This is a genomic window from Pseudomonas sp. 5.2, assembly GCF_059025405.1.
Window position 1 is genome coordinate 84,707 of record NZ_JBYBHH010000016.1, and the last position, 16,530, is coordinate 101,236.

The window sequence follows — 16,530 nt, forward strand, 5'->3', positions numbered from 1 at the left end:
TCTCGCGTGGCGTCAGCCTGCGGAGAACCCTGATGAGCGAACCCACCGAACGCGACGAACGCCACCTGGCGCGCATGCAGCGCAAAAAGGCGGTCATCGACGAGCGCATCGCCAATTCCCCTAATGAATGCGGCCTGTTGCTGGTGCTGACCGGCAACGGCAAGGGCAAGAGCAGCTCGGCCTTCGGCATGCTCGCCCGCGCCCTGGGCCATGGCATGCAGTGCGGCGTGGTGCAGTTCATCAAAGGCCGCAACAGCACCGGCGAAGAGCTGTTTTTCCGGCGCTTCCCGGAGCAGGTGCGCTACCACGTGATGGGCGAGGGCTTCACCTGGGAGACCCAGGACCGCCAGCGCGACATCGCCGCCGCCGAAGCCGCCTGGGCCGTGTCGCGCCAGCTGCTGCAAGACCCGACCGTACAGTTCGTGGTGCTCGATGAACTGAACATCGCGCTCAAGCATGGCTACCTCGACCTCGATCAGGTGCTCTCCGACATCCAAGCCCGCCCGCCGATGCAGCACGTGATCGTTACCGGCCGCGCGGCCAAGCCTGAAATGATCGAACTGGCCGATACCGTCACCGAGATGGGCATGCTCAAGCACGCCTTCCAGGCGGGTATCCGTGCGCAGAAGGGCGTTGAACTGTGAGTGAACTGCGACATTGCCCGGCCGTGTTGATCGCGGCGCCGGCTTCCGGCCAGGGCAAGACCACTGTGACCGCAGCCTTGGCCCGGCTGCACCGTAACCTCGGGCGTAAGGTCCGGGTGTTCAAGTGTGGGCCTGATTTTCTCGACCCGATGATCCTGGAGCGTGCCAGCGGCGCACCGGTCTACCAGCTCGACCTGTGGATGATCGGCGCGCAGGAAAGCCGTCGCCTGCTATGGGAAGCAGCGGCTGAGGCCGACCTGATCTTGATCGAAGGGGTCATGGGCCTGTTCGACGGCACCCCGTCGAGCGCCGACCTGGCGCGCCATTTCGGCGTGCCGGTGCTGGCGGTGATCGACGGCACGGCCATGGCCCAGACCTTTGGCGCCCTGGCCCTGGGGCTGGCGCGTTACCAGGCCGACCTGCCATTCGCCGGCGTGCTGGCCAACCGGGTCGGCAGCTTGCGCCATGCGCAGCTGCTAGAAGGCAGCCTGACCGAAGGGCTGCGCTGGTACGGCGGCCTGTCGCGTGAGCGCGGTATCGAACTGCCCAGCCGCCACCTGGGCTTGGTCCAAGCCAGCGAGCTGAACGACCTGGATGCCCGCCTGGATGCTGCGGCCGAAGCGCTGGGCGCCAGTTGCGATGCCGCTTTACCACCGCCCGTGGCGTTTGCCGAGCCGGAACCGCAGCCGGCCGCCGCTTCATTGGCCGGTGTGCGCATTGGCGTGGCGCGGGACGAGGCGTTCGCCTTCCTTTATGGTGCCAATATCGACCAGCTGCGCAACCTCGGCGCGCAGCTGGTGTTCTTCTCGCCGCTGCACGACCGCGAACTGCCCGATGTGGACAGCCTGTACTTGCCGGGCGGCTACCCGGAACTGCACCACCACGCACTGGCGGCCAATGCGCCGATGTGCGCGGCGATCCGTGACCATCATGCCCAGGGCAAGCCGTTGCTGGCCGAGTGTGGCGGCATGCTCTACCTGCTCGACGCACTGACCGACGTAGCGGGCGAGCGTGCCGAACTGCTCGGCTTGCTGACGGGCGAGGCGACCATGCAGAAGCGCCTGGCCGCATTGGCCTTGCAGGCAGTGGAACTGCCCGAAGGCACCCTGCGTGGCCACACCTACCATCACTCGCTCACCAGCACCGAGCTGGCGCCGATCGCCCGGGGGCTAAGCCCCAACGGCGGGCGTGGCAACGAGGCGGTGTATCGCCTGGGCCGCCTGACGGCTTCCTACGTGCACTTCTACTTCCCCTCCAACCCGGACGCGGCGGCGGCGCTGTTGCGACCATGAGCGAACACGCTTTCAGCGACGCCGAACGCGCCGCGCTGTACCGGGCCATCGGCGAACGCCGCGACATGCGCCATTTTGCCGGTGGCGAGGTGGCCCCGGCGCTGCTCGCCCGCCTGTTGGCTGCGGCGCATCAGGCACCGAGCGTCGGGCTGATGCAGCCCTGGCGTTTCATCCGCATCACCCAGCGCGACCTGCGCGCGCGCATCCAGGCGTTGGTCGAAGAAGAGCGGCTACGCACTGCCGATGCACTGGGCGAACGCGCCGATGCGTTCATGGAGCTCAAGGTCGAAGGCATCAACGATTGCGCCGAACTGCTGGTGGCCGCGTTGATGGACCAGCGCGAACCGCACATCTTTGGCCGCCGCACCTTGCCGGAAATGGACCTCGCCTCGCTGGCCTGCGCCATCCAGAACCTGTGGCTGGCGGCGCGTGCCGAGGGCCTGGGGATGGGCTGGGTATCGCTGTTCGACCCCGTGGCATTGGCCGAACTGCTGGGCATGCCGGCGGGGGCCAAACCGGTGGCGGTGCTGTGCCTGGGGCCTGTGACCGAATTTTACCCAGCCCCGATGCTGGTGCTGGAAAACTGGGCAGAAGAACGCCCTTTGAGTGACCTGCTGTATCACAACCAATGGGGAGAGCAGCCATGAGCGTTGCCTTGCTGACCGTGGCCGGGGTGGCCCTGGATGCCTTGCTGGGCGAGCCGCAGCGGCGTCATCCACTGGTGGCGTTCGGCAACATGGCCGCCAACCTGGAGCGTCGCCTGAATGCCGGAGGGCGCGGTTGGCGCAGCCACGGCGTGAGCGCCTGGTTCCTCGCGGTGGTGCCGCTGACCCTGGTTGCACTGATCCTGTCCTGGCTGCCGTACATCGGCTGGCTGGTCGACGTGCTGGCGCTGTACTGCGCGTTGGGGCTGCGTAGCCTTGGCGAGCACGTGCTGCCGGTGGCGAACGCATTGCGCCAGGGTGACCTTGAAGAGGCGCGGCGGCGGGTGGGCTATCTGGTCAGCCGCGAAACCCGCGAGCTGGACGAGCCCGCCGTGGCCAGGGCAGCGACCGAATCGGTGCTGGAAAACGGCAGCGATGCGGTGTTCGCCGCACTGTTCTGGTTCGTGGTGGCGGGCGCGCCTGGCGTGGTGTTGTACCGCTTGAGCAATACCCTGGATGCCATGTGGGGCTATCGCAACGAACGCTTCGAGCGGTTTGGCTGGTGCGCGGCACGCATCGACGATGTGCTCAACTATATTCCCGCAAGGCTGGTGGCGCTGACCTACGCGCTGCTCGGCAAAACCCGCCTGGCCCTGGCCTGCTGGCGCAACCAAGGGCCCCTGTGGGACAGCCCCAACGCCGGCCCCGTGATGGCGGCAGGTGCTGGCGCGCTGGGGGTCGAGCTGGGCGGCCCGGCGGTGTATCACGGTGAGCTGCACGAGCGGCCGCGCCTGGGCGAAGGGCCCATGGCCGATGCCGATGCTATCGAGCGTGGCTGGAGCCTGGTGCAGCGGGGTGTGTGGCTGTGGGTACTGCTGATTTGCCTGGGAGCTTACTGGAATGCTTGAACACGGTGGTCGTCTGCTGCGTGCGGTGCGTCACTACGGGATCGCGCGCGAACATTGGCTCGACCTGTCCAGCGGCATTGCCCCTTGGCCTTACCCGATCCCGCCGATTCCACTCGACGCCTGGGCGCGTCTGCCAGAGACCGAAGACGGCCTGGAAGAAGCCGCTCGGCAGTATTACGGCACCCGCCAGCTGTTGGCGGTGGCTGGCTCGCAGGCCGCGATCCAGGCCTTGCCATTGCTGCGCCCGGCGGGCCGGGTCGGTGTGTTGACCCCATGCTATGCCGAGCACCCGTATGCCTGGCAGCGGGCAGGGCACACATTGCTCGAACTGGATGAAGCCCAGGTGGAAGGCGCGCTCGACAGCCTCGATGTGCTGGTGCTGGTCAACCCCAACAACCCGACCGGCCGCCAAGTCAGCCGGGAGCGCCTGCTCGACTGGCATGGGCGACTGGCGGCGCGTGGGGGCTGGCTGGTGGTCGACGAGGCGTTCATGGACAACACCCCCGCCCACAGCGTGGTCGACTGCGCCGAACGGCCTGGCCTGATCGTGCTGCGCTCGTTCGGCAAGTTCTTTGGCCTGGCCGGTGTGCGTTTGGGGGTTGTTGCGGCGCAGCCCAGCGTGCTGCAGCGGCTGGCTGAGTTGCTCGGCCCTTGGACTGTCAGCGGCCCAACGCGGGTGCTGGCACAAGCCTGCTTTGCCGACCACATTGCCCACCGGGTGCAGATCGAGCGCTGCGCCGCCAGCAGCCAGCGCCTCGCTGCGCTGTTGCACAGCACCGGGCTGGCGCCGAGCGGCGGCTGCGACCTGTTCCAGTACGTGCGCAGCGAGCGTGCCGCGCACTTGCATGACTTTCTTGCCCGGCGCGGCATCCTGGTGCGCCTGTTCGAGCAGCCTGCCGCCGTGCGCTTGGGCTTGCCTGCCAGTGCGGCGGACGAACAGCGCCTGGCCCAGGCCCTGACCGACTATCAAAAGGAAACGGCATGACCACGCTCATGGTGCAAGGCACCACCTCCGATGCCGGCAAAAGCACGCTGGTGACCGCGCTGTGCCGCTGGCTGTTGCGCCAGGGTGTCGGCGTGGTGCCGTTCAAGCCGCAGAACATGGCGCTGAACAGCGCAGTGACCGCCGACGGTGGCGAAATCGGCCGGGCCCAGGCCGTGCAGGCCCAGGCTTGCCGGCTGGCGCCGCATACCGACATGAACCCGGTGCTGCTCAAGCCCAACAGCGACACTGGCGCCCAGGTGATCATCCACGGTCGGGCGGTCACCAGCATGAATGCAGTGGCTTATCACGACTACAAGGCCATCGCCATGCAAGCGGTGCTGGCGTCGCACCAGCGCCTGAGCGCCGCGTACCCGGTGGTGATGGTCGAAGGTGCGGGCTCGCCGGCAGAGATCAACCTGCGTGCCGGCGACATCGCCAACATGGGCTTTGCCGAAGCGGTCGACTGCCCGGTGATCCTGGTGGCCGACATCAACCGCGGTGGGGTATTCGCTCATCTGGTGGGCACGCTGGAGCTGCTGTCGCCGAGTGAGCAGGCGCGGGTCAAAGGCTTCGTCATCAACCGCTTCCGCGGTGACATCGCCTTGCTGCAGCCTGGGCTGGACTGGCTTGAAGCGCGTACCGGCAAGCCGGTGCTGGGCGTGTTGCCGTATGTCACCGACCTGCACCTGGAGGCCGAGGACGGCATCGACGTGCGCCAGGTGGCCAAAGGGGAGCGCGTACTGAAGGTGATCGTGCCGGTGCTGCCGCGCATCAGCAACCACACCGACTTCGACCCGCTGCGCCTGCATCCGCAAGTGGATTTGCAGTTCATCGGGCCCGGCCAGCCGATACCGCCTGCCGACCTGATCATCCTGCCTGGCTCGAAAAGCGTGCGGGGCGACCTGGCGCAACTGCGCGAGCGGGGCTGGGATACCGCCATTGCCCGCCACTTGCGCTATGGCGGCAAGCTCATCGGCATCTGCGGCGGCCTGCAGATGCTCGGGGCTCAGGTGCACGACCCGCTGGGCCTGGAAGGGCCGGCGGGCTCCAGCCCTGGGCTGGGCCTGCTGGACTACGCCACGGTACTGGAGGCCGACAAGCAACTGCGCAACGTTGCCGGTGCCGTGACCCTGGAAAACGCGCCGGTTTCGGGCTACGAGATCCATGCCGGCGTTACTCAGGGCCCGGCCTTGGAGCGCCCCGCCGTGCAGCTGGACGATGGCCGCTGTGACGGCGCCATCAGCGCCGATGGGCAGGTCCTCGCCACCTACCTGCATGGCCTGTTCGAAGGCAGCCAGTCGTGCGCCGCGTTGCTGCGCTGGGCGGGGCTGGCCGATGCAGAGACTATCGACTACCAGGCCCTGCGCGAGCGTGATATCGAGCGCCTGGCGGACCTGGTGGAAAAACACCTGGACACCGCGCACCTGCGCACGCTGTGTGGAGTCGCCTGAAATGCTCAACCTGATCCTCGGCGGCGCCCGTTCCGGCAAGAGCCGCCTGGCCGAACAGCTGGCCAGCGACAGCGGCCTGCCGGTCACCTACATCGCCACCAGCGAGCCGCTGGACGGTGAAATGAACGAACGCGTGCGCATGCATCGCCAACGCCGGCCCGCTGACTGGGGGTTGATCGAAGAACCCCTGGCACTGGCGGCGGTGCTGCGCCGCGAAGCGGCCGAAGGGCGCTGCCTGTTGGTGGATTGCCTGACCCTGTGGCTGACCAACCTGCTGATGCTCGACAACGACCAGCGCCTGGCCGAGGAGCGTGATGCGCTGCTCGACTGCCTGGCGCAGTTGCCCGGCACGGTTGTCTTGGTCAGCAACGAAACCGGCCTGGGCGTGGTGCCCATGGGTGAACTGACCCGGCGTTATGTCGACCAGGCCGGCTGGCTACACCAGGCCGTTGCTGAACGCTGTCAGCGCGTGGTGCTGACCGTGGCTGGCCTGCCCCTTATGCTCAAAGGACCTGCACTATGACTCAAGCCTGGTGGCGTGATGCCTGCCAACCCCTCGACAACGCCGCCATGGACCAAGCCCGCGCCCGTCAGCAACAGCTGACCAAACCTGCCGGTTCGCTCGGCCAGCTGGAAGGCCTGGCCGTGCACCTGGCGGGCCTGCAAGGCCGTGAGCGGCCAGCGGTGGACCAACTGGCGATCACGATTTTCGCCGGTGACCACGGTGTGGTAGAGGAGGGCATTTCGGCCTACCCGCAAGCCGTGACCGGGCAAATGCTGCGCAACTTCGTTGGCGGCGGCGCGGCGATCAGCGTGTTGGCGCGCCAGCTGCAAGCCAGCCTGGAAGTGGTCGACCTCGGCACCATCGACCCCAGCCTGGCGCTGCCCGGTGTGCGGCATCTGCACCTGGGCGCCGGCACCGCCAACTTCGCCCGCCAGCCAGCGATGACCGAGGCCCAGTTGCAGTCCGCCTTGCAGGCCGGCCGCGACAGCGCGTTGCGGGCCGCCGAACAGGGCGCGCAGTTGTTCATCGGTGGCGAAATGGGCATCGGCAACACGACCGCTGCCGCCGCCCTGGCCAGTAACTTGCTGGGCTGCCCAGCGCGTGAATTGAGCGGCCCAGGCACTGGCCTGGACAACGCCGGTGTGCGGCACAAAGCCGAAGTCATCGAGCGTGCGCTGATCCTGCATGGCCTGCGTGCTGACGACCCGCTGCAGGCGCTGGCCTGTGTCGGCGGTTTCGAGATCGCCGCCTTGGTGGGCGCTTACATCGCCTGCGCGCAAGAGGGTGTCGCGGTGCTGGTGGACGGCTTTATCTGCAGCGTTGCTGCGCTGGTGGCGGTACGCCTCAACCCGCAATGCCGGGCATGGCTGCTGTTTGCCCACCAGGGCGCGGAGCCAGGGCATAAGGCCTTGCTCGAAGCGTTGCAGGCCGAGCCGTTGCTGGCGCTGGGCCTGCGCCTGGGCGAGGGCAGCGGTGCCGCCCTGGCGGTCCCCTTGTTGCGCCTGGCCTGCGCGCTGCACGGGCAGATGGCGACGTTTGCCGAAGCGGCCGTGGCGGACCGCCCGGCATGATCCTCGACCTGTTGCGCCACGGCGAAACGGAGCAGGGCGGCCTGCGTGGCAGCCTTGATGATGCCCTGACTGAAAAGGGCTGGGCGCAGATGCGCAGCGCGGTCGCCGAAGCGGGCCCGTGGCAGGTGCTGGTCAGCTCGCCGCTGCAGCGCTGTGCGCGTTTTGCCGATGAGCTGGGAGCACGCCTGCACCTGCCGGTACAGCGTGAGGCCGCTTTGCAGGAGCTGCATTTCGGTGACTGGGAAGGCCGCAGCGCGGCGCAGATCATGGAAGACCAGGCCGATGCGCTGGGGCGCTTCTGGGCCGACCCTTATGGCTATACCCCGCCCAATGGCGAACCGGTCAGTGCGTTTGCCGAACGGGTACTGGCGGGCGTCGAGTGCTTGAGCCAGCAGCATTCCGGCAGGCGCGTGCTGCTGGTCACCCACGGCGGGGTGATGCGCCTGTTGCTGGCCCGTGCACGTGGCCTGCCCAGGGAGCAGTTGCTGCAGGTGGAAGTTGCCCACGGCGCATTGGTGCGCCTGGTGCTGCGTGACGACGGTCAATTGGGCGAGGCGCACTGACATGCTGCCGTTCTGGATTGCCCTGCAGTTTCTCAGCAGCTTGCCGGTGAGCTTGCCGGGCATGCCGGCGCCGCGTGAACTCGGGCGTTCGCTGCTGTTCTACCCGCTGGTCGGGCTGCTGTTCGGGCTGCTGCTGTGGCTGGCCAGCCTTCTGCTGCACGGCACGCCCGCGCCTTTGCACGCGGCGTTGCTGCTGGCGCTGTGGGTGTTGCTCAGCGGCGCCCTGCACTTGGACGGGTTGGCCGACAGCGCCGATGCCTGGCTGGGTGGCTTCGGTGACCGAGAGCGCACGCTGCGGATCATGAAAGATCCGCGCAGCGGGCCGATCGCCGTGGTGACCTTGGTGCTGGTGCTGTTGCTGAAGTTCTGTGCGTTGTGGGTACTGGTCGAGCGTGGGGCAGGGCTTGAGCTGCTGCTGGCACCGGTGGTGGGGCGTGCGGCGATGCTGGGCCTGTTCCTCTGTACGCCTTACGTACGCCCCGGTGGCCTGGGGCAGGCGCTGGCCGAACATCTGCCGCGCGCAGCTGCCGGGTGGGTATTGCTCGCCAGTGCAGCCCTGTGCCTTGCAGTGGGCGGTTGGGGCGCGATCTGGGTGCTGGTTGCAGCCGTGGCTGTGTTCGCCTGGTTGCGGCGCCTCATGTGTCGGCGCCTGGGCGGCACGACCGGTGACACCGCCGGGGCGATGCTTGAGTTGCTGGAGCTGACCGTGGTGCTGGGGTTGGCGCTGGGCCTATGAATCACCTGCGCGCGATCTCCCACGCCGCAGTCCATCCTGAGGAAACTTCTTGCAACACCCATGACGCGGGTATATACACGTATCCATGCTGACCAGTGAATGCATCTGTACCCATCTGCGTCGTGCCGCCCGCGGGGTGAGCCGGCATTATGACGAGGCCCTTGCCGGCTTCGGCATCAATGTCGCCCAGTTTTCCCTGTTACGGCACTTGCAGCGGCTTGACCGCCCGAGCATCACCACCTTGGCCGAGGCCATGGGCCTCGAACGCAGCACTTTGGGGCGCAACCTGCGGGTGCTCGAAACCGATGGCCTGGTGGCCTTGGCTGACGGCGACGACCAACGCAACCGCGTGGTGCTGCTGACCGAAGCCGGTAAGGCGCTGCTGAAAGCGGCTTACCCGGCCTGGGAGCAGGCCCAGGGGTTGCTGGTGGAGCGCTTGGGCATAGGGCAGCGTGATGAATTGGTGCGCTTGCTGGAACAACTGGCTTGAGCTGATGCGACTATAAGCGGGTATATACCCGCAAAACCTTGCGATGTGCTGGAGATAACGACAATGACTTCGGTGTGGCGAACCAGCGGGTGGGTGCTTGTGGGGGCAGCGTTGATACTGGCGCTGTCCTTGGGTGTGCGACACGGCTTTGGCCTGTTCCTGGCGCCGATGAGCGCCGACTTTGGCTGGGGGCGAGGTGTGTTTGCTTTCGCCATCGCTTTGCAGAACCTCATCTGGGGGCTGGCACAACCGTTCGCCGGCGCCTTGGCTGACCGCGTGGGCGCGGCGCGGGTGGTGATCATCGGTGGCATTCTCTACGCCGCCGGGTTGATGTTCATGGGGATGGCCGACTCTGCCTGGTCGCTGTCGTTGAGCGCTGGCCTGCTGATTGGCATCGGCCTTTCCGGCACCTCGTTCTCGGTCATCCTGGGTGTGGTTGGGCGCGCCGTGCCGGCGGACAAACGCAGCATGGCGATGGGTATCGCCAGTGCGGCCGGTTCATTCGGCCAGTTCGCCATGCTGCCCGGCACCCTTGGCTTGATCGAGTGGCTGGGCTGGTCCGCCGCGTTGCTGGTCCTGGGCCTGATGGTGGCACTCATCGTACCCCTCGTCGGCCTGTTGCGTGACCGCCCGCTGCCCAGCCATGGCGCCGAACAGACCTTGGGCCAGGCCCTGCGTGAAGCCTGCTCGCATACCGGGTTCTGGCTGCTGGCGCTGGGCTTTTTCGTCTGCGGGTTCCAGGTGGTGTTCATCGGCGTGCACCTGCCGGCCTACCTGGTCGACCAACACCTGGCTGCGACCACGGGCACCACGGTGTTGGCACTGGTGGGCCTGTTCAACATCGTCGGCACCTTCACCGCCGGCTGGCTGGGCGGGCGCATGTCCAAGCCGCGCCTGCTCACAGGGCTTTATCTGCTTCGCGCAGTCGTGATCGTGCTGTTCCTCTGGGCGCCTGTGACCCAATTCAGCGCCTACCTGTTCGGCATCGCCATGGGCCTGCTGTGGCTCTCTACCGTCCCGTTGACCAACGGCACAGTGGCGACACTGTTTGGTGTGCGCAACCTGTCGATGCTGGGCGGCATCGTGTTCCTCTTCCACCAGTTGGGCGCCTTCCTGGGCGGCTGGTTGGGCGGGGTGGTCTACGACCGCACGGGCAACTACGACTTGGTCTGGCAGATTTCGATCCTGCTCAGCCTGCTGGCCGCCGCCCTCAACTGGCCGGTACGTGAACGCCCGGTCGCCCGCCTGCAGGCCCAGGCCGCATGAAGCGCTACCTGGCCCAAGGGTTGCTCGCCGTTGCCGCGATCGTGCTACTGGCGCTGGTGTGGTGGGGGTGGCACCAGGGTGGGTTGGCGTTGATGCAACTGGGCATGGGGGTTTGTTAAGCGCTACCCTGCAAGTTCAAGGATTGTCTTGCGGGAGAAACGAACGATGCGTGCACATTGGTTGACGGTGCCTGTGCTGGCCCTGCTTGCCGCCACGTCGAGCTGGGCTGCGGATTGCCCGGCCGTGTTGCAGGGCAGCCTGCCCGAACTGCGTGGCAACGGGCAGGTTGATCTGTGCCAGCGCTTTGCCGGCAAGCCGCTGGTGGTGGTCAACACGGCCAGCTATTGCGGGTTTGCGCCGCAGTTCGAGGGGCTTGAGGCGACGTACAAGGAGTACCACGAGCAGGGCTTGGAGATGCTCGGTGTGCCTTCTAATGACTTCAAGCAGGAAGACGCCGACAGCGAGAAGATTGCCAAGGTCTGCTACGCCAATTACGGGGTGACCTTCACCATGACCAAGGCCCAGCCGGTGCGTGGCAAGGATGCGATCCCGCTGTTCAGCGAGCTGGCGAGCCAGAGCAATGCGCCGAAGTGGAATTTCTACAAATACGTGGTGGACCGCAAGGGCAAGGTGATTGGCAGCTTCTCTAGCCTGACCAAGCCGGACGACCTGGCCTTCAGGGCAGCGATCGAGAATGCCATCGCATCGCAGCCATAGTGCCGCTTTTTTTGTAGGAGCAGCCTTGTGCTGCGAAGTGGCCGGTGCAGGTAGCGACTATGTCAGTTGCCTATACCGGCCTCTTCGCAGCACAAGGCTGCTCCTACAAAAGGGTGCGGTGATTCAATGAGGGGGGCGTTTAATGGGGGTGAACGGTAATCGCCACCAGCCGTAGCACCACCGGCCTGACCATCAGCACGCAGAGGAACGCCACCGGCATGGCCAGTTGGTAGGCCTTCAATACGTTGCTCAGATACTGCGGGTTCACCCCGGCGTTGGCCGCCGTGATCACGAAGCACATCAATAACGCCATGATCGACGACATGTAGAAGGCGAACACGTACGGTGTGGCACTGGGGCGCAGTTTGCGCCGGCTGCGCGTAGGGGACAGGTTGCTCATGCGAACTCCAGAAAGTTGAGTGGAGGCGCAGGTTAGCAATCGTCGGTGGCAGGGCTGTAGACCATCGTCATTGAGTTCTTTATAAAGAGATTCTTACGAATCCCAAGGGCTCGACATGGACTTGCTCAATGCCATCCGCAGCTTCATCAAGGTGGTCGAGGCCGGCAGCATCGCTGCCGGGGCGCGCAGCCTGGGGCTCAGCCCGGCGGCGGTGAGCCAGAACCTCGCACGCCTCGAAGCGCATCTGCAGGTGCGCTTGCTCACCCGCACCACGCGCAGCATGGCTTTGACCCCCGCCGGCACGCTCTACTACGAGCGGGTCAGGCAGGTGGACCGAGACCTTGCCCAGGCCGAACTGGCCGTCACAACCCCCGACAGCGAGCCCCAGGGCCGCCTGTGCATTGCCTCGACCTCGGCTTTCGGTCGCCATGTGCTGGCGCCCTTGATCCCGGCATTCAGTGCCCGTTATCCCCAGCTTTCGATAGAGTTGGTAACGACTGATCGACGGGTCAACCATGCACGCGAGGACGTCGATGTCAGCCTGCGCATCGCCCCGCAGCTGGAAGACCACCTGCTGGCGAGGCACATTGCCCGTATTCCATTCATCTGCTGCGCCTCTCCCGGTTACCTCGCAAGCGCCGGCGTGCCTGCCACGCCCGAGGCGTTGCGCGAGCACCGCTGCCTGGTGTTCCGCTACCCGGTCGACGGCCGCTTCCTGCGGTGGGGCTTCATGCGCGACGGGCTGCGTTTTGAAGCGGATTTCGGCACTGTGCTGATCAGTGACGATATCGACGCCCTGACGCAGATGGCCCTGCACGATGGCGGCATCACGCGGCTGGCTGAGTTCATCGTGCGGCCGTACCTGGCGTCCGGCGCGCTGGTGCCTGTGTTCGAATACCGCGACAACGGCCAGGCCTATGCCCAAACCGAGCCGATGGATATCTACCTGTGCCTGGCCGATCGTTTTGCCATGACCGCGAAGGTGCGCGCATTCATGGACTACCTGCATGAATGCCTGGGTGACAGCTGGAAGATCCAGGCATGAAAAAACCGCCACGAGGGCGGTTTTCCATACTGCGGGTGCGACTCAGAAGCGGTAGGTGAGGGATGCACCGACGCCGTGAGCGCTGTTTTCGTACTTGGCCTGGTAGCTGCCTTTGGTCGCGCTGACCTGGTTGACCTTGGTGTCCTCTTCCCACAGGTAGGAATACGCCACGTCGATGGTCATGTCTTCGCTTGGGCTCCAACCGGCACCCAGGCTGAACACCTTGCGATCGCCAGTCGGGATGCGCGGTGAACGGTCGTGGTTGTTGGTTGGCGACTGGTCGACGGTGAAGCCGGTACGCAGTACCCACTCCTTGTTGACCTTGTACGACGCGCCGATGGCGTGTGCCCAGGTGTCGTGCCAGTTCTGCTCTTCGGTGATGGTCTGGAACGCCGAACCTGCCAGCGGTGCTGGCACATCGTTCTGCACGGTGATGTCTTCCAGGCGGCTCCAACGGGTCCAGGTGCTGCCTGCGTACAGGGTCCACTGGTCGTCGAGTTCGTGGGTGACCGAAAGATCGACAGACTCAGGCGTCTTGATCTTCAGGGTGGCATCGAACTTGTTGCCGTTGAACGGCCCGATCAGCGGGGTGCTGACGCGGGTCTTGCCTTCGAGCTTGTAGTCGACCATCGAGTGGTAGGTCAGGCCGACGCGGGTGCTGTCGGTGGCCTGTACCAGGATACCGATGTTGTAGCCCACGGCGGTGTCATCGCCCTTGATCTTCACTTCGCCGTCGTTGCGGCCAGGGCTGAATGGGTTGATCAGGCTCGAGCCCAGCTCACCCTTGATGCGGTTGATGGTTGGACCGAAACCGATCGAAACCTTGTCGTTGAAGGCGTAGCTGACGGTTGGCTGGAAGGTCACCACCTCGACGTGGCTCTTTTTGCCCCAGTAGCGAGCAGCATCGTCGCTGCCGTAGTCGGTCACCAGGCCGAAGGGCACGTAGACGCCGAAACCGACGCTCCAGTGATCATCGATCGGCTTGACGTAGTAGCCCATCGGTACACCAACCAGAGGCACCATGTCACCATCGGTTTCCCCCCCGAGGTTGCTGCCAGGGCCCGAGATATCGGACTTGGCGATGACGGCGGCGCCGCCCACGGTGATCTGTTCGCGCTTGAGGCGGGACATGCCGGCTGGGTTGCCAAACACGGTGCTGGCATCTTCGGCAGAAGAAGAACGTCCCGCGAAACCTGTCCCCATGCTGCTGATGCTCTGTTCGTTCAGGGCAAAGCCGCTGGCGAGCAGTTGGCTGGAAGCAAACGCAACGGCTACGCCGAGGGAGGTTTTGAGCATTACTTTTTTCATTATTAGAAACTCCTTGGGATCTCCGGGGCGAAAAGCTACCAACAAATTGCCCGCCGCGCTATAGCCTCAATCACAGGAGATAGAGCGGTTTTGTAGGACAATCCGACCAAAATTCCATTTTTTCCGGTAAAGCTGTAGGGCGTTTCCTAAGATGCCTGAGGCAATCTCTGATCTATGCAGGTATGCCAGGCGTGGGTGAAGTCGCGCAGGCGACCCTGAGGGTGGAAAACCTGGCGCCAGATTCGCGCCAGGCCCAGCAAGTCGTCAGCAGCAGGCAGGGGCGTGGCTTGCGCCTCGACCAGCATCCAGGCGATGGCAGTGGAATAGCGAAGGTTTACCGTGAGTTCCAGGTGGGGGCCGCCAAGAAAGGCGTGTTGGCTGGCCAGGCCGCGGACCAGGCTGGCGAGGTCAGGGTCGCGGGCGAGATACTCGTCCCAGAGCGCCTGGTGACGGGTTTCGCCGATGCGGTAGAGGCCGTGGCCACGCCGGTCGTGCAAGGCTGAGCCGAGGGCTGACTGGCTGGCTGCGATGCCCAGTAGCAATGCTTCAGCGCTAGGGCAGTGGCGGTCCAGGTAGACCAGGGTGGGTCGGATCACATACAGACACAATTCATTCGCCGCGATACCCATGATGCCCTCGAGCAAGTAAGGGCCGGACGGGCGCTGGAGCTTGGCAGCTGGTGAATGATCAGGCCCGCCGGAAGCGGTTAGCACCGCTCGAGTTGAAGTGTAGTGTGATAATCGTGGTGTAAAGAGCTGTTTTTAAATCGATTGCTGCCTGACGTTCGAGGCTATATGCCATGGGGCAATTACGCCAAGAACGATCAGGCAGGCTACCTGGGCAATGATTCAGCGCCTGAATGCCGCCGTATTCGCCGCTCACGCGGTGAGCGACTGACGGGTCCGGGCGATCACTGCCTGCAGGGGTTCCTTGCGGCTGTACTGTTCAGGGTACAGGCGTTCGGTGTGGCAGGCGACGCCGTGTTCGTCCACCAGGGTAAAGCTGAAGCTGCCCTTGCGAGGGGCAACGATAAGGCACTTCAACGGCGAGAAGGCCTGGGAAAGGGTGCCAATGGCAGCCTGAATGTGTGGATGAGTTTGCATATTATTGGAGGTTCCTGCTTTAAACACGGAGGGTATGATCCGTGCATGATAGAAACGTTCCAGTGACGCCTTTATTAAGGGACGAAACGAACCTGACTGGAACAAAGCAGCCAGAGAGAGCGCAATCAAATGTGGGCGCTTGGGCTGACTGGTAGGTACTTAAGAGGGCAGGCAGCACGCCGGGGCCAAGGTTCTAGGCCGTCGGGGTGGAATCCTGATCAATCTGCAAGGTGATTCTTGCTGGGCAGCGTTTGGCTGGCGAGGGAATCATCGAGTGTGGCCGGTCCTGGTTTCAGCAATGCCTGCTTTTGGGAGAGCAGCGTTGCAAGGACGCTTCTGGCCAGAATTGACTTTCAGCTTGGTACTAACGAGGCGCACCTTACCGCAGATAAAATGCTTTGGCAAGTGTTTGTGCACCTGCCCAGGCTAGCCGAGCAGTATGGCGCTTCTTTCGCGGGCTGGGAAGGGGGGCAAAGGGCTGTCATTACCGAGGATGTGCTGTTTTTGTGCACCCAAATGAAGGCGTGAGGGGCAGTTGTTCACATTTGGCGCGCACGCTGTAACACACCCGCAACAGCCCTCTACAGCGTCGCCAATGCCTTGACTGGTGAGTTAAGTCAATGAAAAAAAACACTAATTTTAGCTGGTGAAAAAATCGTCAGTTTGACTGGAGGCCCCATTTTACGGGGGTTTAAGGGCCACCGAAGGGGGTTGTCCACCGAGTTATCCACAGGAACTGTGGATTGTCCAAAGCGCTTGCTCTAGGACGGGTGTGCCAGCAACCCAAGGAACTGTCGGACAATCTTCGGGCGCCGCTAGACCGGTTGGTCATCCACTCGAAAACGTCAAGAAAAGATCATCGAAATTTTTTTTCAATCCTCCAGAAATCGACAGGCCATGCCAGGAAAAATGGAGTAGAGTGGCGCGCCTTTCGAGTCACCTTGCCTGTTGCTCATGAAGTTTCGCGGTAAACACCTCGCCAACCCTGCTGACGCCTCGTCAGTGCCTCCACCCAAACGCTTCTCCCTGAAAGTGGCCCTGTGGTTGCTCGACAGCCCGCGCCTGGGTGACAAGCCTCAGGTCAAGCACTTGGCAGGCCGCTTGCTGAAACAGCCAGCGCGCCAGGGCGTGGTGGTGGCCCAGAGCCGGCTGGGGCAGATGCTGTGCCGTGATTGCGGCAATGCCCGGGACCGGCGTATCGGCCACGCGCTGCTGCGCCAGGCTGCCCGCGCCGGTGATCGCCGCGCACAGCTGGAATATGCCCGGCTGTGCCAGGCCAGCGAGCCGGACCAGGCCCGCTACTGGCTGGAGCTGGCCGCTGCGCAGGGCTCGCAGGAAGCGCGGCGGCTGCTGGGGCAGTGGTTTTCCGGTTGATGGTGACGCGTGAAAAGGCGCAAGGCCAG

20 protein-coding genes are annotated in these 16,530 nt (G+C 64.7%); 16 read left to right on the plus strand and 4 right to left on the minus strand.

Annotated features, from left to right (window positions below; genetic code table 11):
• Positions 1-32 precede the first annotated feature (32 nt).
• The 14 genes from cobO to AC5PZ0_RS22175 all read left to right on the plus strand — a co-directional run bounded on the left by cobO (position 33) and on the right by AC5PZ0_RS22175 (position 11,271).
• Complete coding sequence (gene cobO, locus AC5PZ0_RS22110; RefSeq protein ID WP_027595864.1) at positions 33-644, plus strand: cob(I)yrinic acid a,c-diamide adenosyltransferase; 612 nt, start codon at positions 33-35, stop codon at positions 642-644.
• Positions 641-1,936 carry a cobyrinic acid a,c-diamide synthase CobB gene (locus AC5PZ0_RS22115; protein WP_493855735.1) on the plus strand — a complete coding sequence of 432 codons (1,296 nt, stop codon included), beginning with the start codon at positions 641-643 and terminating at the stop codon, positions 1,934-1,936. The genes cobO and AC5PZ0_RS22115 overlap by 4 nt, the downstream gene beginning before the upstream one ends.
• Positions 1,933-2,583: a 5,6-dimethylbenzimidazole synthase gene (gene bluB, locus AC5PZ0_RS22120; RefSeq protein ID WP_493855736.1), complete on the plus strand. Its 651-nt coding sequence runs from the start codon at positions 1,933-1,935 to the stop codon at positions 2,581-2,583. The genes AC5PZ0_RS22115 and bluB overlap by 4 nt, the downstream gene beginning before the upstream one ends.
• Positions 2,580-3,488 (plus strand): adenosylcobinamide-phosphate synthase CbiB, encoded by a 909-nt coding sequence (gene cbiB / locus AC5PZ0_RS22125; protein WP_027595867.1) that lies wholly within the window; start codon positions 2,580-2,582, stop codon positions 3,486-3,488. Before bluB ends, cbiB begins: the two co-directional genes overlap by 4 nt.
• The gene (gene cobD / locus AC5PZ0_RS22130; RefSeq protein WP_027595868.1) at positions 3,481-4,473 is read left to right on the plus strand and encodes a threonine-phosphate decarboxylase CobD; all 993 of its coding nucleotides are present in this window, start codon (positions 3,481-3,483) and stop codon (positions 4,471-4,473) included. The genes cbiB and cobD overlap by 8 nt, the downstream gene beginning before the upstream one ends.
• Positions 4,470-5,924, plus strand: coding sequence for a cobyric acid synthase (locus AC5PZ0_RS22135; RefSeq protein WP_493855737.1), 1,455 nt, complete (start codon positions 4,470-4,472; stop codon positions 5,922-5,924). Before cobD ends, AC5PZ0_RS22135 begins: the two co-directional genes overlap by 4 nt.
• Position 5,925: 1 nt before the next feature.
• On the plus strand, positions 5,926-6,447 hold the full coding sequence (gene cobU / locus AC5PZ0_RS22140; RefSeq protein ID WP_265968581.1) for a bifunctional adenosylcobinamide kinase/adenosylcobinamide-phosphate guanylyltransferase: 522 nt from the start codon (positions 5,926-5,928) through the stop codon (positions 6,445-6,447).
• Positions 6,444-7,499, plus strand: a complete 1,056-nt coding sequence (gene cobT / locus AC5PZ0_RS22145) for a nicotinate-nucleotide--dimethylbenzimidazole phosphoribosyltransferase (protein ID WP_493855738.1) — start codon at positions 6,444-6,446, stop codon at positions 7,497-7,499. Before cobU ends, cobT begins: the two co-directional genes overlap by 4 nt.
• Complete coding sequence (gene cobC / locus AC5PZ0_RS22150; RefSeq protein ID WP_493855739.1) at positions 7,496-8,062, plus strand: alpha-ribazole phosphatase family protein; 567 nt, start codon at positions 7,496-7,498, stop codon at positions 8,060-8,062. Before cobT ends, cobC begins: the two co-directional genes overlap by 4 nt.
• Position 8,063: 1 nt before the next feature.
• Positions 8,064-8,798, plus strand: a complete 735-nt coding sequence (locus tag AC5PZ0_RS22155) for an adenosylcobinamide-GDP ribazoletransferase (RefSeq protein ID WP_493855740.1) — start codon at positions 8,064-8,066, stop codon at positions 8,796-8,798.
• 85 nt (positions 8,799-8,883) lie between these two features.
• The gene (locus AC5PZ0_RS22160) at positions 8,884-9,288 is read left to right on the plus strand and encodes a MarR family winged helix-turn-helix transcriptional regulator (protein ID WP_493855741.1); all 405 of its coding nucleotides are present in this window, start codon (positions 8,884-8,886) and stop codon (positions 9,286-9,288) included.
• 63 nt (positions 9,289-9,351) lie between these two features.
• On the plus strand, positions 9,352-10,554 hold the full coding sequence (locus tag AC5PZ0_RS22165) for an MFS transporter (protein WP_027595875.1): 1,203 nt from the start codon (positions 9,352-9,354) through the stop codon (positions 10,552-10,554).
• Positions 10,551-10,673, plus strand: coding sequence for a hypothetical protein (locus tag AC5PZ0_RS22170; RefSeq protein WP_258703717.1), 123 nt, complete (start codon positions 10,551-10,553; stop codon positions 10,671-10,673). The genes AC5PZ0_RS22165 and AC5PZ0_RS22170 overlap by 4 nt, the downstream gene beginning before the upstream one ends.
• 46 nt (positions 10,674-10,719) lie before the next feature.
• Entirely contained in the window at positions 10,720-11,271 is a 552-nt protein-coding gene (locus tag AC5PZ0_RS22175; protein ID WP_493855742.1) for a glutathione peroxidase, read from the plus strand.
• Positions 11,272-11,410: 139 nt separating this feature from the next.
• Here AC5PZ0_RS22175 and AC5PZ0_RS22180 read toward each other — a convergent pair whose 3' ends face one another.
• Positions 11,411-11,671, minus strand: a complete 261-nt coding sequence (locus AC5PZ0_RS22180; RefSeq protein ID WP_027595877.1) for a DUF2798 domain-containing protein — start codon at positions 11,669-11,671, stop codon at positions 11,411-11,413.
• 115 nt (positions 11,672-11,786) lie between these two features.
• Here AC5PZ0_RS22180 and AC5PZ0_RS22185 point away from each other — a divergent pair, with 115 nt between their 5' ends.
• A complete protein-coding gene (locus AC5PZ0_RS22185) occupies positions 11,787-12,716 on the plus strand; it encodes a LysR family transcriptional regulator (RefSeq protein ID WP_493855743.1) in 930 nt (309 codons plus the stop codon).
• A gap of 42 nt (positions 12,717-12,758) precedes the next feature.
• Here AC5PZ0_RS22185 and AC5PZ0_RS22190 read toward each other — a convergent pair whose 3' ends face one another.
• From AC5PZ0_RS22190 to AC5PZ0_RS22200, 3 genes are all read right to left on the minus strand, one after another.
• The gene (locus AC5PZ0_RS22190) at positions 12,759-14,024 is read right to left on the minus strand and encodes an OmpP1/FadL family transporter (RefSeq protein WP_493855744.1); all 1,266 of its coding nucleotides are present in this window, start codon (positions 14,022-14,024) and stop codon (positions 12,759-12,761) included.
• 146 nt (positions 14,025-14,170) lie between these two features.
• Positions 14,171-14,653, minus strand: a complete 483-nt coding sequence (locus AC5PZ0_RS22195; RefSeq protein ID WP_027595880.1) for a hypothetical protein — start codon at positions 14,651-14,653, stop codon at positions 14,171-14,173.
• A gap of 249 nt (positions 14,654-14,902) precedes the next feature.
• A complete protein-coding gene (locus AC5PZ0_RS22200) occupies positions 14,903-15,127 on the minus strand; it encodes a hypothetical protein (protein ID WP_027595881.1) in 225 nt (74 codons plus the stop codon).
• Positions 15,128-16,081: 954 nt separating this feature from the next.
• On the opposite strand from AC5PZ0_RS22200, the gene AC5PZ0_RS22205 reads away from it, so the two are divergent.
• Entirely contained in the window at positions 16,082-16,501 is a 420-nt protein-coding gene (locus tag AC5PZ0_RS22205) for a tetratricopeptide repeat protein (protein WP_085272811.1), read from the plus strand.
• The last annotated feature ends 29 nt before the right edge of the window (positions 16,502-16,530 follow it).